Raw genomic sequence first — 16,312 nt, 5'->3', positions numbered from 1 at the left:
CTAGATCCTTTCGACGCTCGATACCGGATCGGCATCCCGAAGCGCGGCGATGATTGCGTGCAAATGCGCCAGGTCGTGCACCTCGATGTCGAGGTGGAAGGTCTGGAAGCTCCCGTCGCGGTGCACCAGTTGCAGGTTGATGATGTTTGCGTGCTTGGTGCCGAGGATGCCGGACATCGTGCCTAGCGCGCCCGGGATGTCGCGCAGGATTACCGCCAGCCGCGCCGCGCCGCCGTCCGAACCCTCGCCCCAGGCCAGGTCGAGCCAATCGGCATCGACGCCGCTTGCAAGCGTATCGCAGCCGATGACGTGTACCTCGATCTCCTCATCCTCGCGACGCAGGCCGACGATGCGGTCGCCCGGGATCGGGTGGCAGCATTGCGCGAGGTGATAGGCGACGCCGGGCGTCAGACCCTTGATCGAGATCGCCTGACGCTGACCGAGCGGGCGAGGTGAGGCAACGTCGCCGCCTGCGGAACCCGGCATCAGCGCTTCCATTAGCGCTTCGTCGCTGACGCGCTTGCGGGCGATGCCGATCATCAACTCGTCTTCGTTCTCGATCTTCAATTTCTTGAGCGCGCGCTTGAGCGCGTCCTTGTCGAGCTCCGCGGGCAGGCGTGCGATGATCTCGTCGTAGATCTTTCGGCCGAGCTGAATGGTCTCGTCACGTTCCTTGTGGCGGACGAAGCGGCGCACGCCGGCGCGTGCCTTGCCGGTGGCAACGAAACGCAGCCACGACGGCTGCGGATGCTGCGCCTCGGACGCGAGGATTTCGACCTGGTCGCCATTCTCCAGCATCGTGCGGAGCGGCACTACGCGACCATTGACCTTGGCGCCGACGGTGCGGTCGCCGAGATCGGTGTGGACGGCGTAGGCGAAGTCGACCGGGGTGGCGCCCTTGGGCAGCTGGATGAGCTCGCCCTTCGGTGTGAAGGCGAAGATGCGATCCTGGTACATCGCCATCCGCGTATGCTCGAGCAGCTCTTCCGGGCTCTCGGCATGGTCGAGGATCTCGACAAGGTCATCGACCCACGGGATGTTCATGTCGCCTTTGGGCTTGCCCTCCTTGTAGGCCCAGTGTGCAGCAAGCCCGCGTTCGGCGATGCCGTGCATCGAACGGTCGCGGATCTGGATTTCGATCCGCATCTTGGAATCGTGAATCACCGATGTGTGCAGCGACTGGTAGCCGTTACGCTTGGGCGTCGAGATGTAATCCTTGAAGCGGCCCGGGACCATCGGCCACCGCCGGTGGATAAGGCCGAGCGCCCGATAACATTCGCCGACGTCCGCGACGATGATGCGGAACGCCATCACGTCCGACAATTGCTCGAAGCTGATGTGCCGCTCGGCCATCTTCTTCCAGATCGAGAACGGGTGCTTCTGGCGACCGAGCACCTCGGCCTCGAGGCCGTTGTCGGCGAGATAGAGCTGGAGGCCGAGGCCGATCCGGTTGACGAGGTCGCCGCCGGAGTCGGTGAGCTGATTCAAGCGGCGCATGATCGAGGCGTAGGCGTCGGGCTCGAGCTCCCGGAACGCGAGCGTCTGCATCTCGGTCATCATCTCGTACATGCCGATCCGCTCGGCGAGCGGCGCGTAGATATCCATCGTCTCGCGCGCGATGCGACGCCGTTTCTCCTCCGACGGGATGTGATGGAGCGTGCGCATGTTGTGGAGCCGGTCGGCCAGCTTCACGAGGAGGACGCGGATGTCGTCCGACAGCGCGAGGAGAAACTTGCGGAGGTTCTCGGCGGCGCGCTCATTTTCGGACTGCGCCTCGATCTTGCTGAGCTTGGTGACGCCGTCGACTAGTCGGGCGACGTCCTTGCCGAACAGTCTCTCGATGTCTTCGGTCGTAGCGAGCGTGTCCTCGATCGTGTCGTGGAGGATCGCGGTGACGATGGTCTGGTCGTCGAGCTTGAGGTCGGTGAGGATGCCCGCGACCTCGATCGGATGGCTGAAATAAGGATCGCCCGATGCACGAACCTGCGTGCCGTGCGCCTTCATCGAGAAGACGTAAGCGCGGTTGATCAGCCCTTCGTCCGCATCGGGATCGTAGGTCCGAACCTTCTCGACCAGCTCATACTGTCTCAGCACAAGTCTAAGATGGGGGAGTGCGCCGCTATTGTGCAAGCGCGAAAGGAAGGGGCCGCGCGAAGAGGAGAATGACCGCGCGGTCCCAAGGCGAGCTTACTGGGTGGCGAGGGCCTTCGAGCCTTGCGCCTTTGCCGACGCGTTGCAGCGGTCGAGCTCGGCGGCGGCGAGGGCGCGGCCATCAACGGCGAAACTCTCAAGGCGGCCGGCGCGCTTGGCGAGCGACTGACAGAGGACGAGCGGGCGGCTCTCCTGCGTCGCGCCCTGGCAGGCGGCCTCGGTGCAATTCCAGGTGATGTCGCGGGTAATGAAGCGCTCGGTCGTCGGCGCGGCCGGCTTGGCCGAATAACTCGAAGCCGTGGCGGCCGTGGCGGCCGTGGCGGTCAGCGCAAGCGCGGAAAAAGTAAAGATGGAACGGAGCATCGCGTCGGGTCCTCCTGTTGCGGGCCTGTTTTAGGTTGCGATTCAAAACGAATAAAATCTATGGTTGCAAGTTGCAACTGTTTTTTTGGCCCGTCTTGTGCTTTGATGAGACTCGGGAAGAGGGAGACCTGGATGCCCGCAGACCGGCTGACGTCGCATATTGACGAGTTCAAGGAAGCCGCTTTGTCATGCCCGATCCCGGCCGCGGTCGAGCTGATCGGAGAAAAGTGGGCTTTCCTAATCCTCCGCGGGGCGCTCAACGGCCTCCGGCATTTCGAGGAATTTCAGGCGGGTCTCGGTATCGCCCGCAACATCCTTTCGGATCGCCTTGGCCGGATGGTCGCCGGCGGCGTGCTCGAACGCTCGCCCGATCCGACGGACAAAAGGCGCGTCATCTATTCGCTGACCCCGAAGGGCGAGGGCCTGCTGCCGGTCGTGCTCGCGATGCGGCAGTGGGGCGAGGAATGGGGCTACGGGAAGATGCGCGTGGTGCTGGCCGACACCCGAGACCGCAAGCCGGTCCGCAAGTTGTGCGTCCAGGCTGAGGACGGCCGACCTCTGTCCCTGCGAGACCTTACCTGGATCGAGCGCGAAGGCGCCGAGACGATCCGGACCGCCGCAGAATAATTCTATTCCATCGCCAGCACGTGATCGCGCAGCGAGCGCGCGTCGTGCAGCGCATTGTGCGGGACCCGGCTGTTAGCCGCCGTGCTGAAATTGCTCATCGGGGTAAGCCGAAACGTCAGGTGGCGCAGCTCGACCATGTCGCCTGGCCCCGTGATGAGCAGGTTGCAGAATTGCGCGACGTCCTCGGGCCAGTCCGCGACGATCAGCACATCTTCGTCATGTCGAAGGTAGCGTTCGAGCGCATGCGCAGCGTCGTTATGCTCGAGGCGAGGGCACGATAGCTGCTCGGGCACCATGTCGAGATAGGGAATGACATGCTTCTGAACCCATTCGACGATGGGCTGGTCGGTCTTCAGGGTGAGATACAGCTCTTCCCCGTCATCGGGCACCAGCGCGAGGCTCAATAAGGCGCCGCCGATGCCATTATATTCCGTATCGAGGAAGTAGCGCATCGCGCGGGCTTGCTGTGGCCGCGCGCGCTTGTCCAGTGCACCGAGATAGAGTCAGCGCTGCTGGACGCGCGAGCAATCGTCCTCGGGAAGCGGCTTTCCCTTGCGGCACCGCTCTTCCGCTAGCCGAAGTTCGCGCCCGCGGCGTTCCTCTTCCTTGCGGATTTCACGACCGCGCTTCTGGTCAGCTTCGGCCTGGCTGGTGGTTGCCGCATCGACGCCTGCGGAGACGACCTTCACCGGCAGAGTGACAACATCGACGGCGGTTTTGGCAACGGTGCCGACAACGCACCCGCCGAGCAGGGCGGGCAGTACGAGGACAAGGATACGCTTCATGGCCGCAAGATTCGCAGATGCGCGATGAAGCGGCAATGACCGATCAGAGCGTCATTGCCGCATTGGCCAACTCTTCGGCCTGCATCAGGAGCGATTCGTCGGCTTCGGCGCCCGGCGGCAAGGCTTCGCGCCCGACGATGACCATCAGCGGCACGGCCATCGGCGTGATCCGTTCCACGTCGACGTGGAGCATCGTCGCTGACGCTCGATCGACGAGACGAACGAGGCGGCCAAGCTCGGTCATCCGCCGACGCGCATCGTCCCATGCCGCGCGCAGAAGCAGATGCTCGGGTTCGTAGCGGCGCAGCACGTCGTAAATGAGGTCCGTCGAGAAGCTGACCTGGCGCCCCGACTTCTTCTTGCCGGGGTGATGCCGCTCGACGAGACCGCCGATCACCGCCACTTCGCGGAAGGCGTTCTTCAGAAGCATCGAGCTTTCGACCCAGGTGACGAACTCCTGCTCGAGGATGTCGGGCGAGAACAGGGCCGCGGGATCGTGGATGGTTTCAAGGCCGTAGCAGGCAAGACCGTAATCGTTCGCGACGAAGCCCAGCGGCTTGAGCCCGGCGGTCTCCATGCGCCGCGTGATCAGCATGCCCAGCGACTGGTGCGCGTTCCACCCCTCGAAGCTATAGGCGACCATGTAGTGCCGCCCCTCATGCGGGAAGGTCTCGACCAGTAGCTGGTGCGGTTCGGGGAGGACCGAGCGCTCGCTCTGCACTTCAAGCCAGTCGCTGACGTCCTGCGGGAAACGGTGCCAGTCGTTGCGGTCGCACAGCATGTGGCGGACGCGGCTGGCGAGGTGCGTCGACATCGACATGCGCTGGCCGCCGTAAGTGACGATTCGGCCCGATTTCGACGACGCGCGGACGATGATGTCGGCATCCTTGAACTGTTCGACTTCCAAGCTGAGGCCGGAAAAGAAGAACAGGTCGCCGGGTGCGAGGGTCGAGGCATAGCCCTCCTCGATCGTGCCGAGCTTGCGGCCGTTGCGGAAACGAACGGTGAGCACGGGCTGCTCGACGATGACGCCGGCATTCAAGCGGTGCTGCTGCGCGATCTGCGGCCGGGCGATGCGCCACATGCCGCCGGGTTCCGGCACCAGGCGGCGGAAGCGGTCGTAGGCCTTGAGCGCGTAGCCGCCGGTCGCGATGAAGTTGAGGATCTCCTCGAACGTCTCCTGCTCCAGGCCGGCGTAGGGCGCGGACGACCGGACTTCGGCGAGTAGGTCGTCCTGCTGGAAGGGCGCGGAGACCGCCATGGCGAGGATATGCTGGGCGAGCACGTCGAGCGCGCCGGGGCGGAAATTCTCGGGGTCGAGCTCCCCATCCTCGATCGCATCGAGCGCCGCGCGCGCTTCGAGATATTCGAAGCGGTTGCCAGGCACTATGATGCCCTTGCTCGGCTCGTCGAGGCGGTGGTTGGCGCGGCCGATGCGCTGAAGGAGGCGGGAGCTTCCCTTCGGCGCGCCCATTTGCACGACGAGGTCGACGTCGCCCCAGTCGATGCCGAGGTCGAGGCTGGCAGTGGCGACCAACCCGCGCAGCTTGCCCGTCGCCATCGCTTCTTCGACCCGGCGCCGCGCTTCGACGGCGAGGCTGCCGTGGTGGATTCCGATCGGCAGCGAATTGTCATTCACCGCCCACAGGTCCTGAAAGATGAGCTCCGCGAGGCTCCGCGTGTTGCAGAAGACAAGGGTCGTCTTGTGCGCCTCGATCAGCTTCATCACCTCGCGCGCGGCGTGGCGGCCGGAATGGCCGGCCCACGGGATGCGGTTTTCCGGGATGAGGATCGACAAGTCGGGCTCCGCGCCGGGGTCGCCTAGGACGAGGTCGACCAGTTCCATGTCCGCGTCGGGCGCGAGCCAGGACCGGTAGGCGTCGGGATCGCTGATCGTCGCCGACAAGCCGACGCGACGAAGGGCGGGCGCAAGTTTCTGCAATCGCGCCATCGACAGCGACAGCAGGTCGCCGCGCTTCTCCTTGGCGAAGCCATGGAGTTCGTCGACGATGATGGTGCGCAGGTTTTCGAACATCTGCGCGGAGTCGGGGTAGCTAAGCAGCAGGCTTAGGGATTCGGGTGTCGTCAGCAGTACCTGCGGCGGTTTCACCCGCTGCCGCGCCTTGCGGTCCGATGGCGTATCGCCGGTCCGCGTCTCGACGCGGATCGGCAAGCCCATCTCCTCGATTGGGCCGATCAGGTTCCGCTGGACGTCGACCGCGAGCGCCTTGAGCGGCGAGACGTAGAGCGTGTGAAGGCCGTCGGCCGGCTCCTCCGCAAGCTCGCAGATCGTCGGGAGAAAGCCCGCCAGCGTCTTGCCCGCGCCGGTCGCGGCAACGAGCAATGCGCTACGTCCGCGCTGCGCCCGCTCGAGCATTTCGAGCTGGTGGCGGCGTGGCTGCCAGCCTTTCGATTCAAACCATTGCCGGACGACCGGCGGTAGCGCCGTCTCGCTCAGAGGTCGTCAGTCCCCCCGCGCCGGCGCTCTTCTTCCTCGCGATAGAGGTCGCGCGTGGCGTTTTCCGTCTGCCCCGTGCTGCTCGATGAGCGGCGGCGCATGACCAGCCAGATCAACGCGACCAAAAGGATCGCGGGCCCGAGGATGGTCATGATGCCCCACATGGATTCGTCCATTTGTCTGTTCTCCCGCGGAACTTCTGTTGTCGTTCGCCCTATATAGCTCGCAATGGCGCGCTTAGGTTCCTGGATCGAGTCCTATCCCGAGGGCATCTATGTGCGCCCGGCGAACGCGTGGATCGACCCTTCGCAGCCCAAGGCCAGGGCGATGGTGACCCACGGTCACTCAGATCACGCGCGCGGCGGTCATGAGAAAGTTCTGGCAACGCCGGAGACGCTCGCGATCATGGCGACGCGCTACGGGCCACAGCCGGGCGCGCAGGCGATCGCCTATGGCGAGAGCATCCGCGTCGGCGAGGTGGACGTCAGCTTCGTGCCCGCGGGCCATGTGCTCGGCTCCGCGCAGATCGTGCTCGAGCACAAGGGCGAAAAGATCGTGGTGTCCGGCGACTATAAGCGGCGCCCGGACCCGACCTGCCCAGAGTTCGTGCCAGTGCCGTGCGACATCTTCATTACCGAGGCGACCTTCGGCCTGCCGGTCTTCCGCCATCCCGACACAGGAAGCGAGATTGACCGATTGCTCCATCGCCTGCATTCGGATCCGAGCCGCTGCGTGCTGGTCGGCGCCTATGCGCTCGGCAAGGCGCAACGGATCATCTGCGAGCTTCGCGAGCGGGGCCATGATGCGCCCATCTATTTCCACGGCGCGGTTGAGAAGTTGAACCAGCTTTACCAGGAATTCGGCATCGATCTCGGCGAGCTTCGCCATACCGGCGGCGCGACCAAGCAGGAGATGGCGGGGCATATCGTCATCGCGCCCCCGGGCGCGCTCAACGATCGCTGGTCGCGGCGGCTGCCCGATCCGGTGACCGCGATGGCGTCGGGCTGGATGCGCATCCGCCAGCGCGCGCGGCAGCGGAATGTCGAGCTGCCACTGATCATTTCCGACCACGCCGACTGGGACGAGCTGACGACGACCATCCGCGAGTTAGCGCCGCGCGAGGTATTGATCACCCACGGCCGCGAGGAAGCGCTCAAGCATTGGTGCATGACGCACCAGATCAAGGCGCGTGAGCTCAACCTGATTGGCTATGAAGACGAAGACGATTGATCGCGATTAGGCGCCGTCACTGACATCAGTTACAGCAGTCGGCGGGGTTATTGCGGAGGGGGTCCGTGCCGTTCCTCGTCTTTCTGAAGTCCTTCGAGGACCTTCTGTACGAGCTCATGTCGTGGCTCGTCTTCTATCCGCGCACCTTGTGGCGGTCGGTTCGGCATCCGTTGGAAATGATGGCGCGCGGCGAGCAGGAGCTTAAGGAGCCGCCGCAGGAGCAGTTCAACGACCTGCTCAGTCCGCCGATATTTCTACTGCTGACGATCCTCCTGGCCCATGGGTTCGAGCTCGCTTTGATTGGGAACAGCGATCTCATCGACAAGGACGGCGGCCTGGCCAGCCTCATTTCGGACAACACGAGCCTGATCCTGTTCAGGATCGTGATGTTCGCATCGCTTCCGATCGTCGTGGGCGCCTTCTCGCTATGGACCCTCGGACGACCGCTCGATCGCACGACGCTTCAGCCGGTCTTCTACGCGCAATGCTTCGTCACGACCCCTGAGTTCCTGTTCTACAGCATCGCGGGAACGCTCAGCCGTCTTGAGAACGACTGGGCGAAGCTTGGGTCTGCCGTGCTGCTTTTGGCGGGGACGGTCTTTTACTTCGGCGTGCAGGCCGCGTGGTTCAAACGCGAGCTCAAGCGCGGGTGGGGGATCGGCGTCGCTTGCGCGGGCGCCGTCTTCGTCATCACCATCCTACTGTTAGCATTCAGCGCGTTGCTGTTCGCAGGCGACTAAGGCCGCCGGCCGCGACCTAGTGGTCGGCCTGTACGCGCTCGAGGCCTGACTTCGCTAGCTGGTCGTCGATCTGTCCAACCAGCCGGTCAAGGCCCGCCTGGTCGGCAGCTTCCGCGCGGCCGACGAGCACGTCCTGCGTGTTCGATGCGCGCAGCAGCCACCAGCCGTCAGGCGTGCTGACGCGGACGCCGTCGGTGTCGTCGACCTTGGCGCCGTCGGCAGAGAGTCGGTCGCGCACTTCCTCGACGATGGCGAACTTGCGGCTTTCGTCGACCTGGAAGCGCATTTCCGGCGTCGCGGTCGTCTTGGGCATGGCGTCCATGATTTCGGTCAGGCTCTGGCCGCTGTCACTTACCGCTTCGATGAGCCGGACGGCGGCGTAGAGCGCGTCGTCGAAGCCGTACCAGCGGTGCTTGAAGAAGATATGGCCGCTCATCTCACCCGCGAGCGGAGCGCCGGTCTCCTTCATCTTCGACTTGATGAGGCTGTGGCCGGTCTTCCACATCAGCGGCTTTCCGCCGAGCTTCGCGACATGGTCGAAGAAGCTCTGGCTCGCTTTTACGTCGGCGATCAGCGTCGCTCCCGGCAGCTCCTTGAGCACCGACACGGCGAGGATCATCAGCAGCTGGTCGCCCCAGATCACGCGCCCCTTGCCGTCGACCGCGCCGATGCGGTCCCCGTCGCCGTCGAAGGCTATGCCGAAATCGAGCTGCTTCTCCGAAACGAGATGCTTGAGGTCGGCGAGATTCTTCTCGACGGTCGGGTCGGGATGGTGGTTCGGGAAAGTCCCGTCCACATCGGTATAAATGGCGAAATGCTGGCCGGGCAGGCGGTCGAGCAGCATTTCGAGGATCGGTCCCGCGGCGCCATTCCCCGCGTCCCAGCCGATGCGATATGAATTGCCGGAATAGTCCTGCAGCAAGCGATCGACATAAGCCTCGCGGATGTCGACCTCCTCGGTCGTGCCGTTCCCTTCGGTCCAATCGCCAGCGGCGGCGCGCTTGCCGATCCCCTGGATCTCCTGCCCGAAGACCGATCGGCCTTTGAGCAGCATCTTGAACCCGTTGTAGTCGGCCGGATTGTGGCTTCCGGTCACCTGGATGCCGCCGTCGACGTCGAGGTAATAGGTCGCGAAATAGAGCATCGGGCTCGGGCCCTGGCCGACTAGCACGGCGTCGATGCCGCCTTCCGTCAGGCCGCTGACGAGCGCGGCTTCGAGCATGCCGGAATGCGTGCGGCCGTCGCGGCCGACGGCGATGCGTTTGGCGCCTTCGACGGTTGCGAGCGCGGCGAAGGTGCGGCCGAGCGCATAGGCGTCGGCTTCGGTCAGCGTGTCGCCGACAATTCCGCGGATGTCATATTCGCGGAGGATGGTGGGATTGAAAGTGTGGCTCATCACGCTGCCTTACGCAGTCAGAAGCCTTTGGTTCAACCGCTTAGCCGTTGACGGCGAGCTTCTGCTCTTCCTGGCCGGGGATCTCGAGGCCGGAGATCATCTCGCGAAGCTCCTGCCGCGCGGTTATGTGACCGATGCCGACCTCACCCAGTTGCTGGAAATCGAGCAACGTCAGGCCCTTCGGGAACAGCTCGCGGTAAATGACGCGCTCGCCGAGGCCGGGGATGACGCGAAAGCCGACGCGGCGGGCTAGCTCGTCGAGCGCCGCGCCGACGCGCTTGAGATTGTGGCTCTCGATATGCTGCAGACGGTTGCGAAGGACGACCCAGTCGACGCTCTTGCCGGTCTGCTTGGCGCGTGCCGTGCGGCTGTTCCAGATCAGCTCGGCATAGAAGCTCGGCCGAGTGATCTTGTAATTCTCCGGATGGACCTGGCCGATGAGGTCGAGGTCGACGAAGCTGTCGTTCATCGGCGTGACCAAAGTGTCGGCACGAAGAATCGCCGCACGGGCGACGGCATCGTCACGGCCCGGCGTGTCAATAACAAGCACGTCGCACTGCTCGGACAGGCGGGCGATGGCGGCGGCGAGCGCTTCCTCGGTCTGGTCTTGCAGCACTTCATACGCGGCCTGCGGCAGCACCTTTTCGAGCCGGCGCATCGTCGCGTCGCGATTCTCGAGATAGCGGGTCATGGTCCGCTGGCGGCTGTCGAGGTCGAGCGCGCCGACGCGGTGGCCCGAAGCGGCAAGCGCGATCGCCGTGTGGACGGCCGTCGTAGACTTGCCGGTACCGCCTTTTTCGTTGGCGAACACGATGAAATGCGGCTGTGCCATGGCTTGACCCTTCCCCCGGCGCATGTGCAAGCGCCTCTCCCGTTGCAAAGATTAACGAAGCCGGAGTCCGGGTGCAAACCGTTCGTGATAATTTGGCCCTAGAGTCAGCGCTTTCCGCCTGGGCCGCCAACGGCGAACGGATTGCCTTCGTTCCGACCATGGGCGCTTTACACGAGGGACATCTCGCGCTCATCGTTAAGGCCCGTACGCTGGCGGACCGGGTTGTCGCTTCGATTTTCGTCAATCCGTTGCAGTTCAACGACCCCAAGGACCTTGAACGCTATCCGCGTGAGGAAGCGAGCGATCTGACCGAGCTGGAACGGGCGGGCTGCGATCTTGTCTGGCTGCCCGGCGTGGCCGACCTCTACCCGGACGGCTTCGCAACGACGGTGAGCGTCGCGGGGATCAGCGAGCGGTGGGAGGGCGAGCACCGTCCAGGCCATTTCGACGGCGTGGCGACGGTTGTGACGAAACTGTTCAATGCGGTCGCCCCGAACATCGCTGTCTTTGGCGAGAAGGACTTCCAGCAACTGGCCGTAGTCCGCCGAATGGCCACCGATCTCGGTCTTTGCGAGAATATCGTCGGCGTACCGACGGTGCGGGACAGCGACGGCCTTGCGCTTTCATCCCGCAACGCCCTCCTGTCGCCGGACGAGCGGCGGCAGGCCGTCGCCTTGCCCCGCGCCCTTAACGATGCGCGCGAGGCAATCAGGGCCGGCGAGCCAGTTGCGGATGTGCTGCGACAGGCCAAGCAATCACTCGTCGACGCCGGCTTTTTCCGCATCGACTATTTCGCCCTGGTCGATGCAGCCACGCTCAAGCCGCTCGACCAACCCGCTGGAGAAATGCGGCTGATTGCCGCCGCCGTGATGGGCAGCACGCGACTGATTGATAATGTCGCGGTTTAACCCGTTCATTTTCGTGCCCAAATCGCGTTAACCATTTTTTTGCGATCAGGCCTTCAATCTCCATTCAACAGGGGACTGAGGGGACAAGTAATGGGTGCAATTAGTCAGAAGGGCGCGGAGTTCCTGATTCGGAGCCGCCTCGCCGATGCCGAAGCCGGTGATGTCGACGCATTGTTCGAGCTTGGCGTGACCTATTCGACCGGACGGGGGGACATCGCGGTCGATCTCATTGAGGCGCACAAGTGGTTCAACCTTGCTGCCCTCTCGGGCTGCACGCGTGGCCAGGAGTGCCGGGCTGAGATTGCCGCCGAGATGACGGCTCGCGAGATTGCCGAAGCCCAGCGCCAAGCCCGTTCGTGGCTCAGCACCTGCCGCTACCAGAGCCGCGCTGCCTAACTAACGTAAGAGCACGGTCACCGTTCGCGGTGGCCCGGGCTGCTCCTTGCCCCAGGTGGTGACGCTCAGCTGCGCTGCAGGGACGCCCAATAGCACGAGATATTCGCGGACTGACTCCGCCCGCCGGGCGCCGACTGCCAGCGCATGATCGCGCGTGTCGCCCGGATCGCCATGACCTTCGACGCGCACCACCAGCTCTGGATGCTGCCTTAGCCATGCCGCTTGCTCGACCAGCGTCGCGCGTGCCGGCGCGCCGAGTTGGGCGCTGTCGTTGCCGAAGTAGACGTTGGGACTTCCCGACTTCGCCAGGAAATCGGCGCGCATCGCCTCGATGCCGACCACCAATGGCTGCTCCGGACGATAGCCCGGGCCTCGCTTGCTGAGGCCGGGCAGCTGGGCGGGGGCGGCCGATGCGATGAACGCCAGAGCCGTCGCGGCAAGAATCTCTTTGCGCATCAGTCCATCACTCCAGACCAATCGGGATCCGACCCGTTCTGCGGCAGCGCAACGGGGCGCGGCTCGCTGCCGTCGAGCGAAACGCGAAGCAGGCTCGAGCTCCCGCCGGGATCGGAGCGTTGGAAAATGATCTCGCGGCTGCTCGCCGCCCAGCTTGGTCCCTCATCGCCAGGGCCAGCGGTCAGGACTCGCTCACCCGATCCATCCGCCCGGATAACGGCGATGCGACGGGCGCCCGGCTCGCGGCGGGTATAGGCAATCCACTCGCCGTCCGGGCTCCACGCGGGGGCGGCATAAGCTGCGCCTCCAAAGCTGACCCGCCGCACGTTCGTGCCGTCGGCATTCATCACGTAGAGTTGCTGGGTGCCGGAGCGGTCGCTTTCGAACAGAATCCTGCTGCCGTCGGGCGAGAAGCTGGGGTCGGTGTCGATGCCCGGCGCCGTTGTCAGCCGTTGCGGAACGCCGCCATCGGCACTGACCACGTATATGTCGCTGTTGGGCCCGAGCATCATCGAAAAGACGATCCGACTTCCGTCGGGCGAGAATCGTGGTGCGAAGGTGATCGCGTCATTGGCGACCAGCGGACGAACGTTGCCGGAAGCGACGTCCATCACCTGAACTCGCGGCCGGCCCGCGATGTAGCTCACATAGGCAACCCGCGCCGCCTTCCGCGAAAGGCGCGGGGTGAGAACCATCGTGTCGCCCGAGGTCAGGTAGCGGTGGTTTGAGCCGTCACTGTCCATGATCGCAAGGCGGTCGATCTTGGTCCGGCCCGAACCGCCCTCGGCGACATAGACGATGCGCGTGTCGAAGATGCCGGGCGCGCCAGTAACTGCCGTGTATGCGAGGCCCGAACATTTATGCGCCGCCCGCTGCCATTCATCGGGACTGACGACGAAGCCCTTGCGAGCGACCTCGCGCCCCTTGTCGACGTCATAGACGTAGCAGCCGAACGTCACGCGCCCGTCCTGCCGCGCCTGAACGAAGCCGGTGACCAGCATCTTCGCGCCCTGCGACCGCCAACGCGAGAAGGTCGGCGCAGTCACTTCGGGGTAGGAATAGAAATCCTTTTGCTGCGGTGGCAGCGGCATGACTTCCGATGTCGCGCGCAAATCCTGCGCGACCAGCTGGGTCGCCTGCCAGGCGATGCTGAGCGTGCTGCCTGCAGACGTCGGCTTGTCGTCCGGGGTGCTGAGCGGCGGAATCGCGACGACGGTCGCGGCGGCGGTCCCCTGCGCCTGCGCGGCGGCGGAAAGGCTGCAGGCGGTTGCGAGCAGCAGCAAATGTTTCGGCTTGAAGATCATTACCCCTGCGCTGCGATTGCGTTGAACTTGGCGACCCAGTCTTTCGGCTGGCGCCGCGGCCGGCCCTCCCCGTCGAGGAAGGCAGCGGTGACGCGTGCGTCGGTCAGTAGTTCCGGCCCGCGCATGACTCGCTGATGAATGTCGACCGAGGATGCGCGGACCTGCTCGACCGTGCTGACGACCTGAAGGTCGTCGCCCAACCGCGCCGGTTTCCTGTACTTAATGTCCACCTCGACGACCGCATAGGCGCTGCCCGACGCGTGCAGCTCGGCAGCCTGGTCGACGCCGACGGCGCGGACCATGTCGGAGCGCGCCCGTTCCATGAACTTCAGATAATTGGCGTAGTAGACGATGCCGTAGGCGTCGGTGTCTTCGAAATAGACCGAGAGCGCGAACCGATGCTCCTTGCCGACGAAGCCGCCGCGATAAGGCGTGTCGAGGTCAGTGATCACTTGCCTGCAATCGCTCCTACTTCGCGGATCAGGTCGCCCTGGCCGATCGCCATGTCTGCCAGATGCATGCCCCAGCCAGGCAGAAACATGCCCAGCACGGCGACTTCGCCGCCGATGCGGTCGGTTCGCTTGTCCTTGGGATCGGCATTGGTGCGGACCCAAAGGTAGCCGCGCTGGGCGTCGTTGATGCACTTTGCGGAGACCAGCCCTTCGGTGCGGGCATAGGGCGCCGGCGGCGGGCCTTCGGTCGACCACTGGATCGGGCCGTCGGGCACCGGCAGGGTCGAACGCGTGAACCAGTAACTGTCGAGCGGCACCCAGTCCCTGGAACCCGGACGGGCGGGATTGACGCAGCCGACCGTCATGCCCGCCTGCGGGGCGATTCCGAAGATGGCGCCGACCGGCGGAACGTTCTTCTCGCGGAAGCTCGTCCAGCTCATCACGCAGCCCGTTTGCCCCTCGCCGCTGCACAGCGGCGTGTTCTTGAAGGTTCCGCCGACGAGCTTCCCTTGCGGGACCATCACGTCGAAGCCAGGAATGATCGCCAGCTTCATGCGCTTGGCGACGGCCGGGTTCTTCTCGATCTCCCGCGCGATCAGCATCTGAATCATCAGGCTGCCCTGGCTGTGGCCGATGAGCACGAACGGCCGCCCGTTATTCTTCGTCGCGAGGTAGTTGCGCCAGGCGTCGCGCACGTCGCCATAAGCCAGCGCGGCCGCGCCATCGATGCTTGCGCCGGCGGAGAAAGCGGCAACCGCCCGAAGCGTCATCTGCCGGTAGATCGGCGCGAAGGTCCGGCAGACGGAGGCGAAGCGGCTGAATTGCGTTTCCGCGGCGAGCTTCTCATCGCGGCCCGCGATCATATCGCTGTTCAGTGCGGCGTCTTGGGAGACCGTCGGATAGACGTAGAAGCAGTCGAGCGGCGGGTTCTTGGCGACGCTGCTCTGGCCGTTCGAGCCATAGCCGTTCGGGTTGAGCGCGACCGTCGGCAACGGCGTCGAGCAGGCGTCGGCCCGGCCCGGCAGGCAAAGCCAGCTACTGTCCTTGGCGTAATCGGGACTGGTTGCCGCGGGGGCTTGGGCGGAAACGGGCACAGCGCCGAGCAGAGCGAGCACGGCGATCAATAGGTGACGCATTACTTTGACGATGCTCCCTGATCGAAAAGACCCACTTGGCTGCCTTGCGGCTGCGGCAGCCCGAGATGGGTCCAGCCGCGGCCGTTGAGGCAGCGACCGCGTGCGGTGCGGGCGATGAGGCCAAGCTGAATGAGATAGGGCTCGATCACATCCTCGATCGTGTCGCGCGGTTCGCTGAGACCGGCAGCGAGCGTTTCCACGCCGACCGGCCCGCCGCCGTAAAGGTCGGCGATCATCAGCAGGTAGCGGCGGTCCATGGCGTCGAGGCCAAGGCTGTCGATTTCCAGACGCGACAGCGCCCGATCGGCGACCGGCGCATCGATCGTGTCGCTTCCGGCAGCATGGGCGAAGTCGCGCACCCGGCGGAGCAGGCGGCCGGCAATGCGCGGCGTGCCGCGCGAGCGCCGGGCAATCTCGTGGGCGCCATCGTCGGTAAGGTCGGCGCCGAGCAACCGCGCGGCGCGGCGGACGACCTGCTCAAGCTCCGGCACCGTGTAGAATTGCAGCCGTACGGGAATGCCGAAGCGGTCCCGCAGGGGCGTCGTCAGCAACCCTTGCCGTGTCGTCGCGCCGATCAAAGTGAAGCGCGGGAGGTCGATCCGCACCGATCGTGCCGACGGCCCCTCGCCGATCATCAGGTCGAGCGCGCTGTCTTCCATCGCCGGATAAAGCACTTCCTCGACCGCCGGGTTGAGGCGGTGGATCTCGTCGATGAAGAGGACGTCGCCGTCCTCGAGATTGGTGAGGAGCGCCGCGAGGTCGCCCGACTTGGCGATCACCGGGCCTGAGGTCGCGCGGAAGCCGACGCCCATCTCGCGCGCGACAATCCCGGCGAGCGTCGTCTTGCCCAGCCCCGGCGGCCCATGGAGAAGCACGTGGTCGAGCGCCTCGCCGCGGCTTTTCGCGGCATGGACGAACACGCGAAGATTCTCTCGCGCTGCCTGCTGGCCGATGAATTCGTCGAGGGTCTTTGGACGCAAAGCTTGATCGGCGTCCTCCGCCGTTCGCTCGGGCGTGGTGATGCGGGCGGGGTCGGTGGCCATCCGCCTTGTTGATTCGCAGATGGATCGCCTTACGA

General features: G+C 64.8%; 18 protein-coding genes. 5 read left to right on the top strand and 13 right to left on the bottom strand.

What is annotated here, in order from left to right; all coding sequences use genetic code 11:
- Positions 1-2,094, bottom strand: a complete 2,094-nt coding sequence (locus tag ABD704_RS08195; protein WP_344699187.1) for a RelA/SpoT family protein — start codon at positions 2,092-2,094, stop codon at positions 1-3.
- A gap of 93 nt (positions 2,095-2,187) precedes the next feature.
- Positions 2,188-2,514: a CC_3452 family protein gene (locus tag ABD704_RS08190; protein WP_344699186.1), complete on the bottom strand. Its 327-nt coding sequence runs from the start codon at positions 2,512-2,514 to the stop codon at positions 2,188-2,190.
- 132 nt (positions 2,515-2,646) lie between these two features.
- Between ABD704_RS08190 and ABD704_RS08185 the strand changes: the two genes are divergently transcribed.
- On the top strand, positions 2,647-3,141 hold the full coding sequence (locus ABD704_RS08185; RefSeq protein ID WP_344699185.1) for a winged helix-turn-helix transcriptional regulator: 495 nt from the start codon (positions 2,647-2,649) through the stop codon (positions 3,139-3,141).
- Positions 3,142-3,143: 2 nt separating this feature from the next.
- Here ABD704_RS08185 and ABD704_RS08180 read toward each other — a convergent pair whose 3' ends face one another.
- From ABD704_RS08180 to ABD704_RS08165, 4 genes are read right to left on the bottom strand one after another with little or no spacing between them, the layout of a single operon-like run.
- On the bottom strand, positions 3,144-3,593 hold the full coding sequence (locus ABD704_RS08180) for a hypothetical protein (protein ID WP_344699184.1): 450 nt from the start codon (positions 3,591-3,593) through the stop codon (positions 3,144-3,146).
- Positions 3,594-3,644: 51 nt separating this feature from the next.
- Positions 3,645-3,926: a hypothetical protein gene (locus tag ABD704_RS08175; protein ID WP_344699183.1), complete on the bottom strand. Its 282-nt coding sequence runs from the start codon at positions 3,924-3,926 to the stop codon at positions 3,645-3,647.
- A 43-nt stretch (positions 3,927-3,969) separates the two neighbouring features.
- Positions 3,970-6,384: a ligase-associated DNA damage response DEXH box helicase gene (locus tag ABD704_RS08170; protein WP_344700516.1), complete on the bottom strand. Its 2,415-nt coding sequence runs from the start codon at positions 6,382-6,384 to the stop codon at positions 3,970-3,972.
- Complete coding sequence (locus ABD704_RS08165; RefSeq protein WP_344699182.1) at positions 6,381-6,560, bottom strand: hypothetical protein; 180 nt, start codon at positions 6,558-6,560, stop codon at positions 6,381-6,383. The genes ABD704_RS08170 and ABD704_RS08165 overlap by 4 nt, the downstream gene beginning before the upstream one ends.
- A gap of 52 nt (positions 6,561-6,612) precedes the next feature.
- On the opposite strand from ABD704_RS08165, the gene ABD704_RS08160 reads away from it, so the two are divergent.
- Both ABD704_RS08160 and ABD704_RS08155 read left to right on the top strand, forming a co-directional pair.
- Positions 6,613-7,614, top strand: coding sequence for a ligase-associated DNA damage response exonuclease (locus tag ABD704_RS08160; protein WP_344699181.1), 1,002 nt, complete (start codon positions 6,613-6,615; stop codon positions 7,612-7,614).
- A 65-nt stretch (positions 7,615-7,679) separates the two neighbouring features.
- Positions 7,680-8,354 carry a hypothetical protein gene (locus tag ABD704_RS08155; protein ID WP_344699180.1) on the top strand — a complete coding sequence of 225 codons (675 nt, stop codon included), beginning with the start codon at positions 7,680-7,682 and terminating at the stop codon, positions 8,352-8,354.
- Between the two features lie 16 nt (positions 8,355-8,370).
- Here ABD704_RS08155 and pgmG read toward each other — a convergent pair whose 3' ends face one another.
- Positions 8,371-9,750, bottom strand: coding sequence for a phosphoglucomutase/phosphomannomutase PgmG (pgmG, locus tag ABD704_RS08150; protein WP_344699179.1), 1,380 nt, complete (start codon positions 9,748-9,750; stop codon positions 8,371-8,373).
- Positions 9,751-9,790: 40 nt separating this feature from the next.
- A complete protein-coding gene (locus ABD704_RS08145; protein ID WP_344699178.1) occupies positions 9,791-10,582 on the bottom strand; it encodes a division plane positioning ATPase MipZ in 792 nt (263 codons plus the stop codon).
- A gap of 71 nt (positions 10,583-10,653) precedes the next feature.
- Between ABD704_RS08145 and panC the strand changes: the two genes are divergently transcribed.
- Both panC and ABD704_RS08135 read left to right on the top strand, forming a co-directional pair.
- Complete coding sequence (panC, locus tag ABD704_RS08140; protein ID WP_344699177.1) at positions 10,654-11,490, top strand: pantoate--beta-alanine ligase; 837 nt, start codon at positions 10,654-10,656, stop codon at positions 11,488-11,490.
- 90 nt (positions 11,491-11,580) lie between these two features.
- Positions 11,581-11,886: an SEL1-like repeat protein gene (locus ABD704_RS08135; protein WP_344699176.1), complete on the top strand. Its 306-nt coding sequence runs from the start codon at positions 11,581-11,583 to the stop codon at positions 11,884-11,886.
- On the opposite strand, the gene ABD704_RS08130 is transcribed toward ABD704_RS08135, so the two are convergent.
- Genes ABD704_RS08130 through ruvB form a run of 5 tightly spaced genes read right to left on the bottom strand, consistent with a single transcriptional unit; the run spans position 11,887 to position 16,277 of the window.
- Positions 11,887-12,342 carry an OmpA family protein gene (locus tag ABD704_RS08130; RefSeq protein WP_344699175.1) on the bottom strand — a complete coding sequence of 152 codons (456 nt, stop codon included), beginning with the start codon at positions 12,340-12,342 and terminating at the stop codon, positions 11,887-11,889. It lies immediately after the preceding gene.
- A complete protein-coding gene (gene tolB, locus ABD704_RS08125; RefSeq protein ID WP_344699174.1) occupies positions 12,342-13,646 on the bottom strand; it encodes a Tol-Pal system beta propeller repeat protein TolB in 1,305 nt (434 codons plus the stop codon). The genes ABD704_RS08130 and tolB overlap by 1 nt, the downstream gene beginning before the upstream one ends.
- A complete protein-coding gene (locus ABD704_RS08120; protein WP_344699173.1) occupies positions 13,646-14,098 on the bottom strand; it encodes a YbgC/FadM family acyl-CoA thioesterase in 453 nt (150 codons plus the stop codon). Before ABD704_RS08120 ends, tolB begins: the two co-directional genes overlap by 1 nt.
- Positions 14,095-15,234, bottom strand: a complete 1,140-nt coding sequence (locus ABD704_RS08115) for a DUF3089 domain-containing protein (RefSeq protein WP_344699172.1) — start codon at positions 15,232-15,234, stop codon at positions 14,095-14,097. The genes ABD704_RS08120 and ABD704_RS08115 overlap by 4 nt, the downstream gene beginning before the upstream one ends.
- Positions 15,234-16,277, bottom strand: coding sequence for a Holliday junction branch migration DNA helicase RuvB (gene ruvB / locus ABD704_RS08110; RefSeq protein ID WP_344699171.1), 1,044 nt, complete (start codon positions 16,275-16,277; stop codon positions 15,234-15,236). Before ruvB ends, ABD704_RS08115 begins: the two co-directional genes overlap by 1 nt.
- Positions 16,278-16,312 lie beyond the last annotated feature (35 nt).

Source organism: Sphingomonas limnosediminicola (assembly GCF_039537965.1).
Lineage (GTDB): Bacteria > Pseudomonadota > Alphaproteobacteria > Sphingomonadales > Sphingomonadaceae > Sphingomicrobium > Sphingomicrobium limnosediminicola.
The sequence above is the reverse complement of the archived record's forward strand: the minus strand, read 5'-3'. Positions and strand labels throughout refer to the sequence as shown.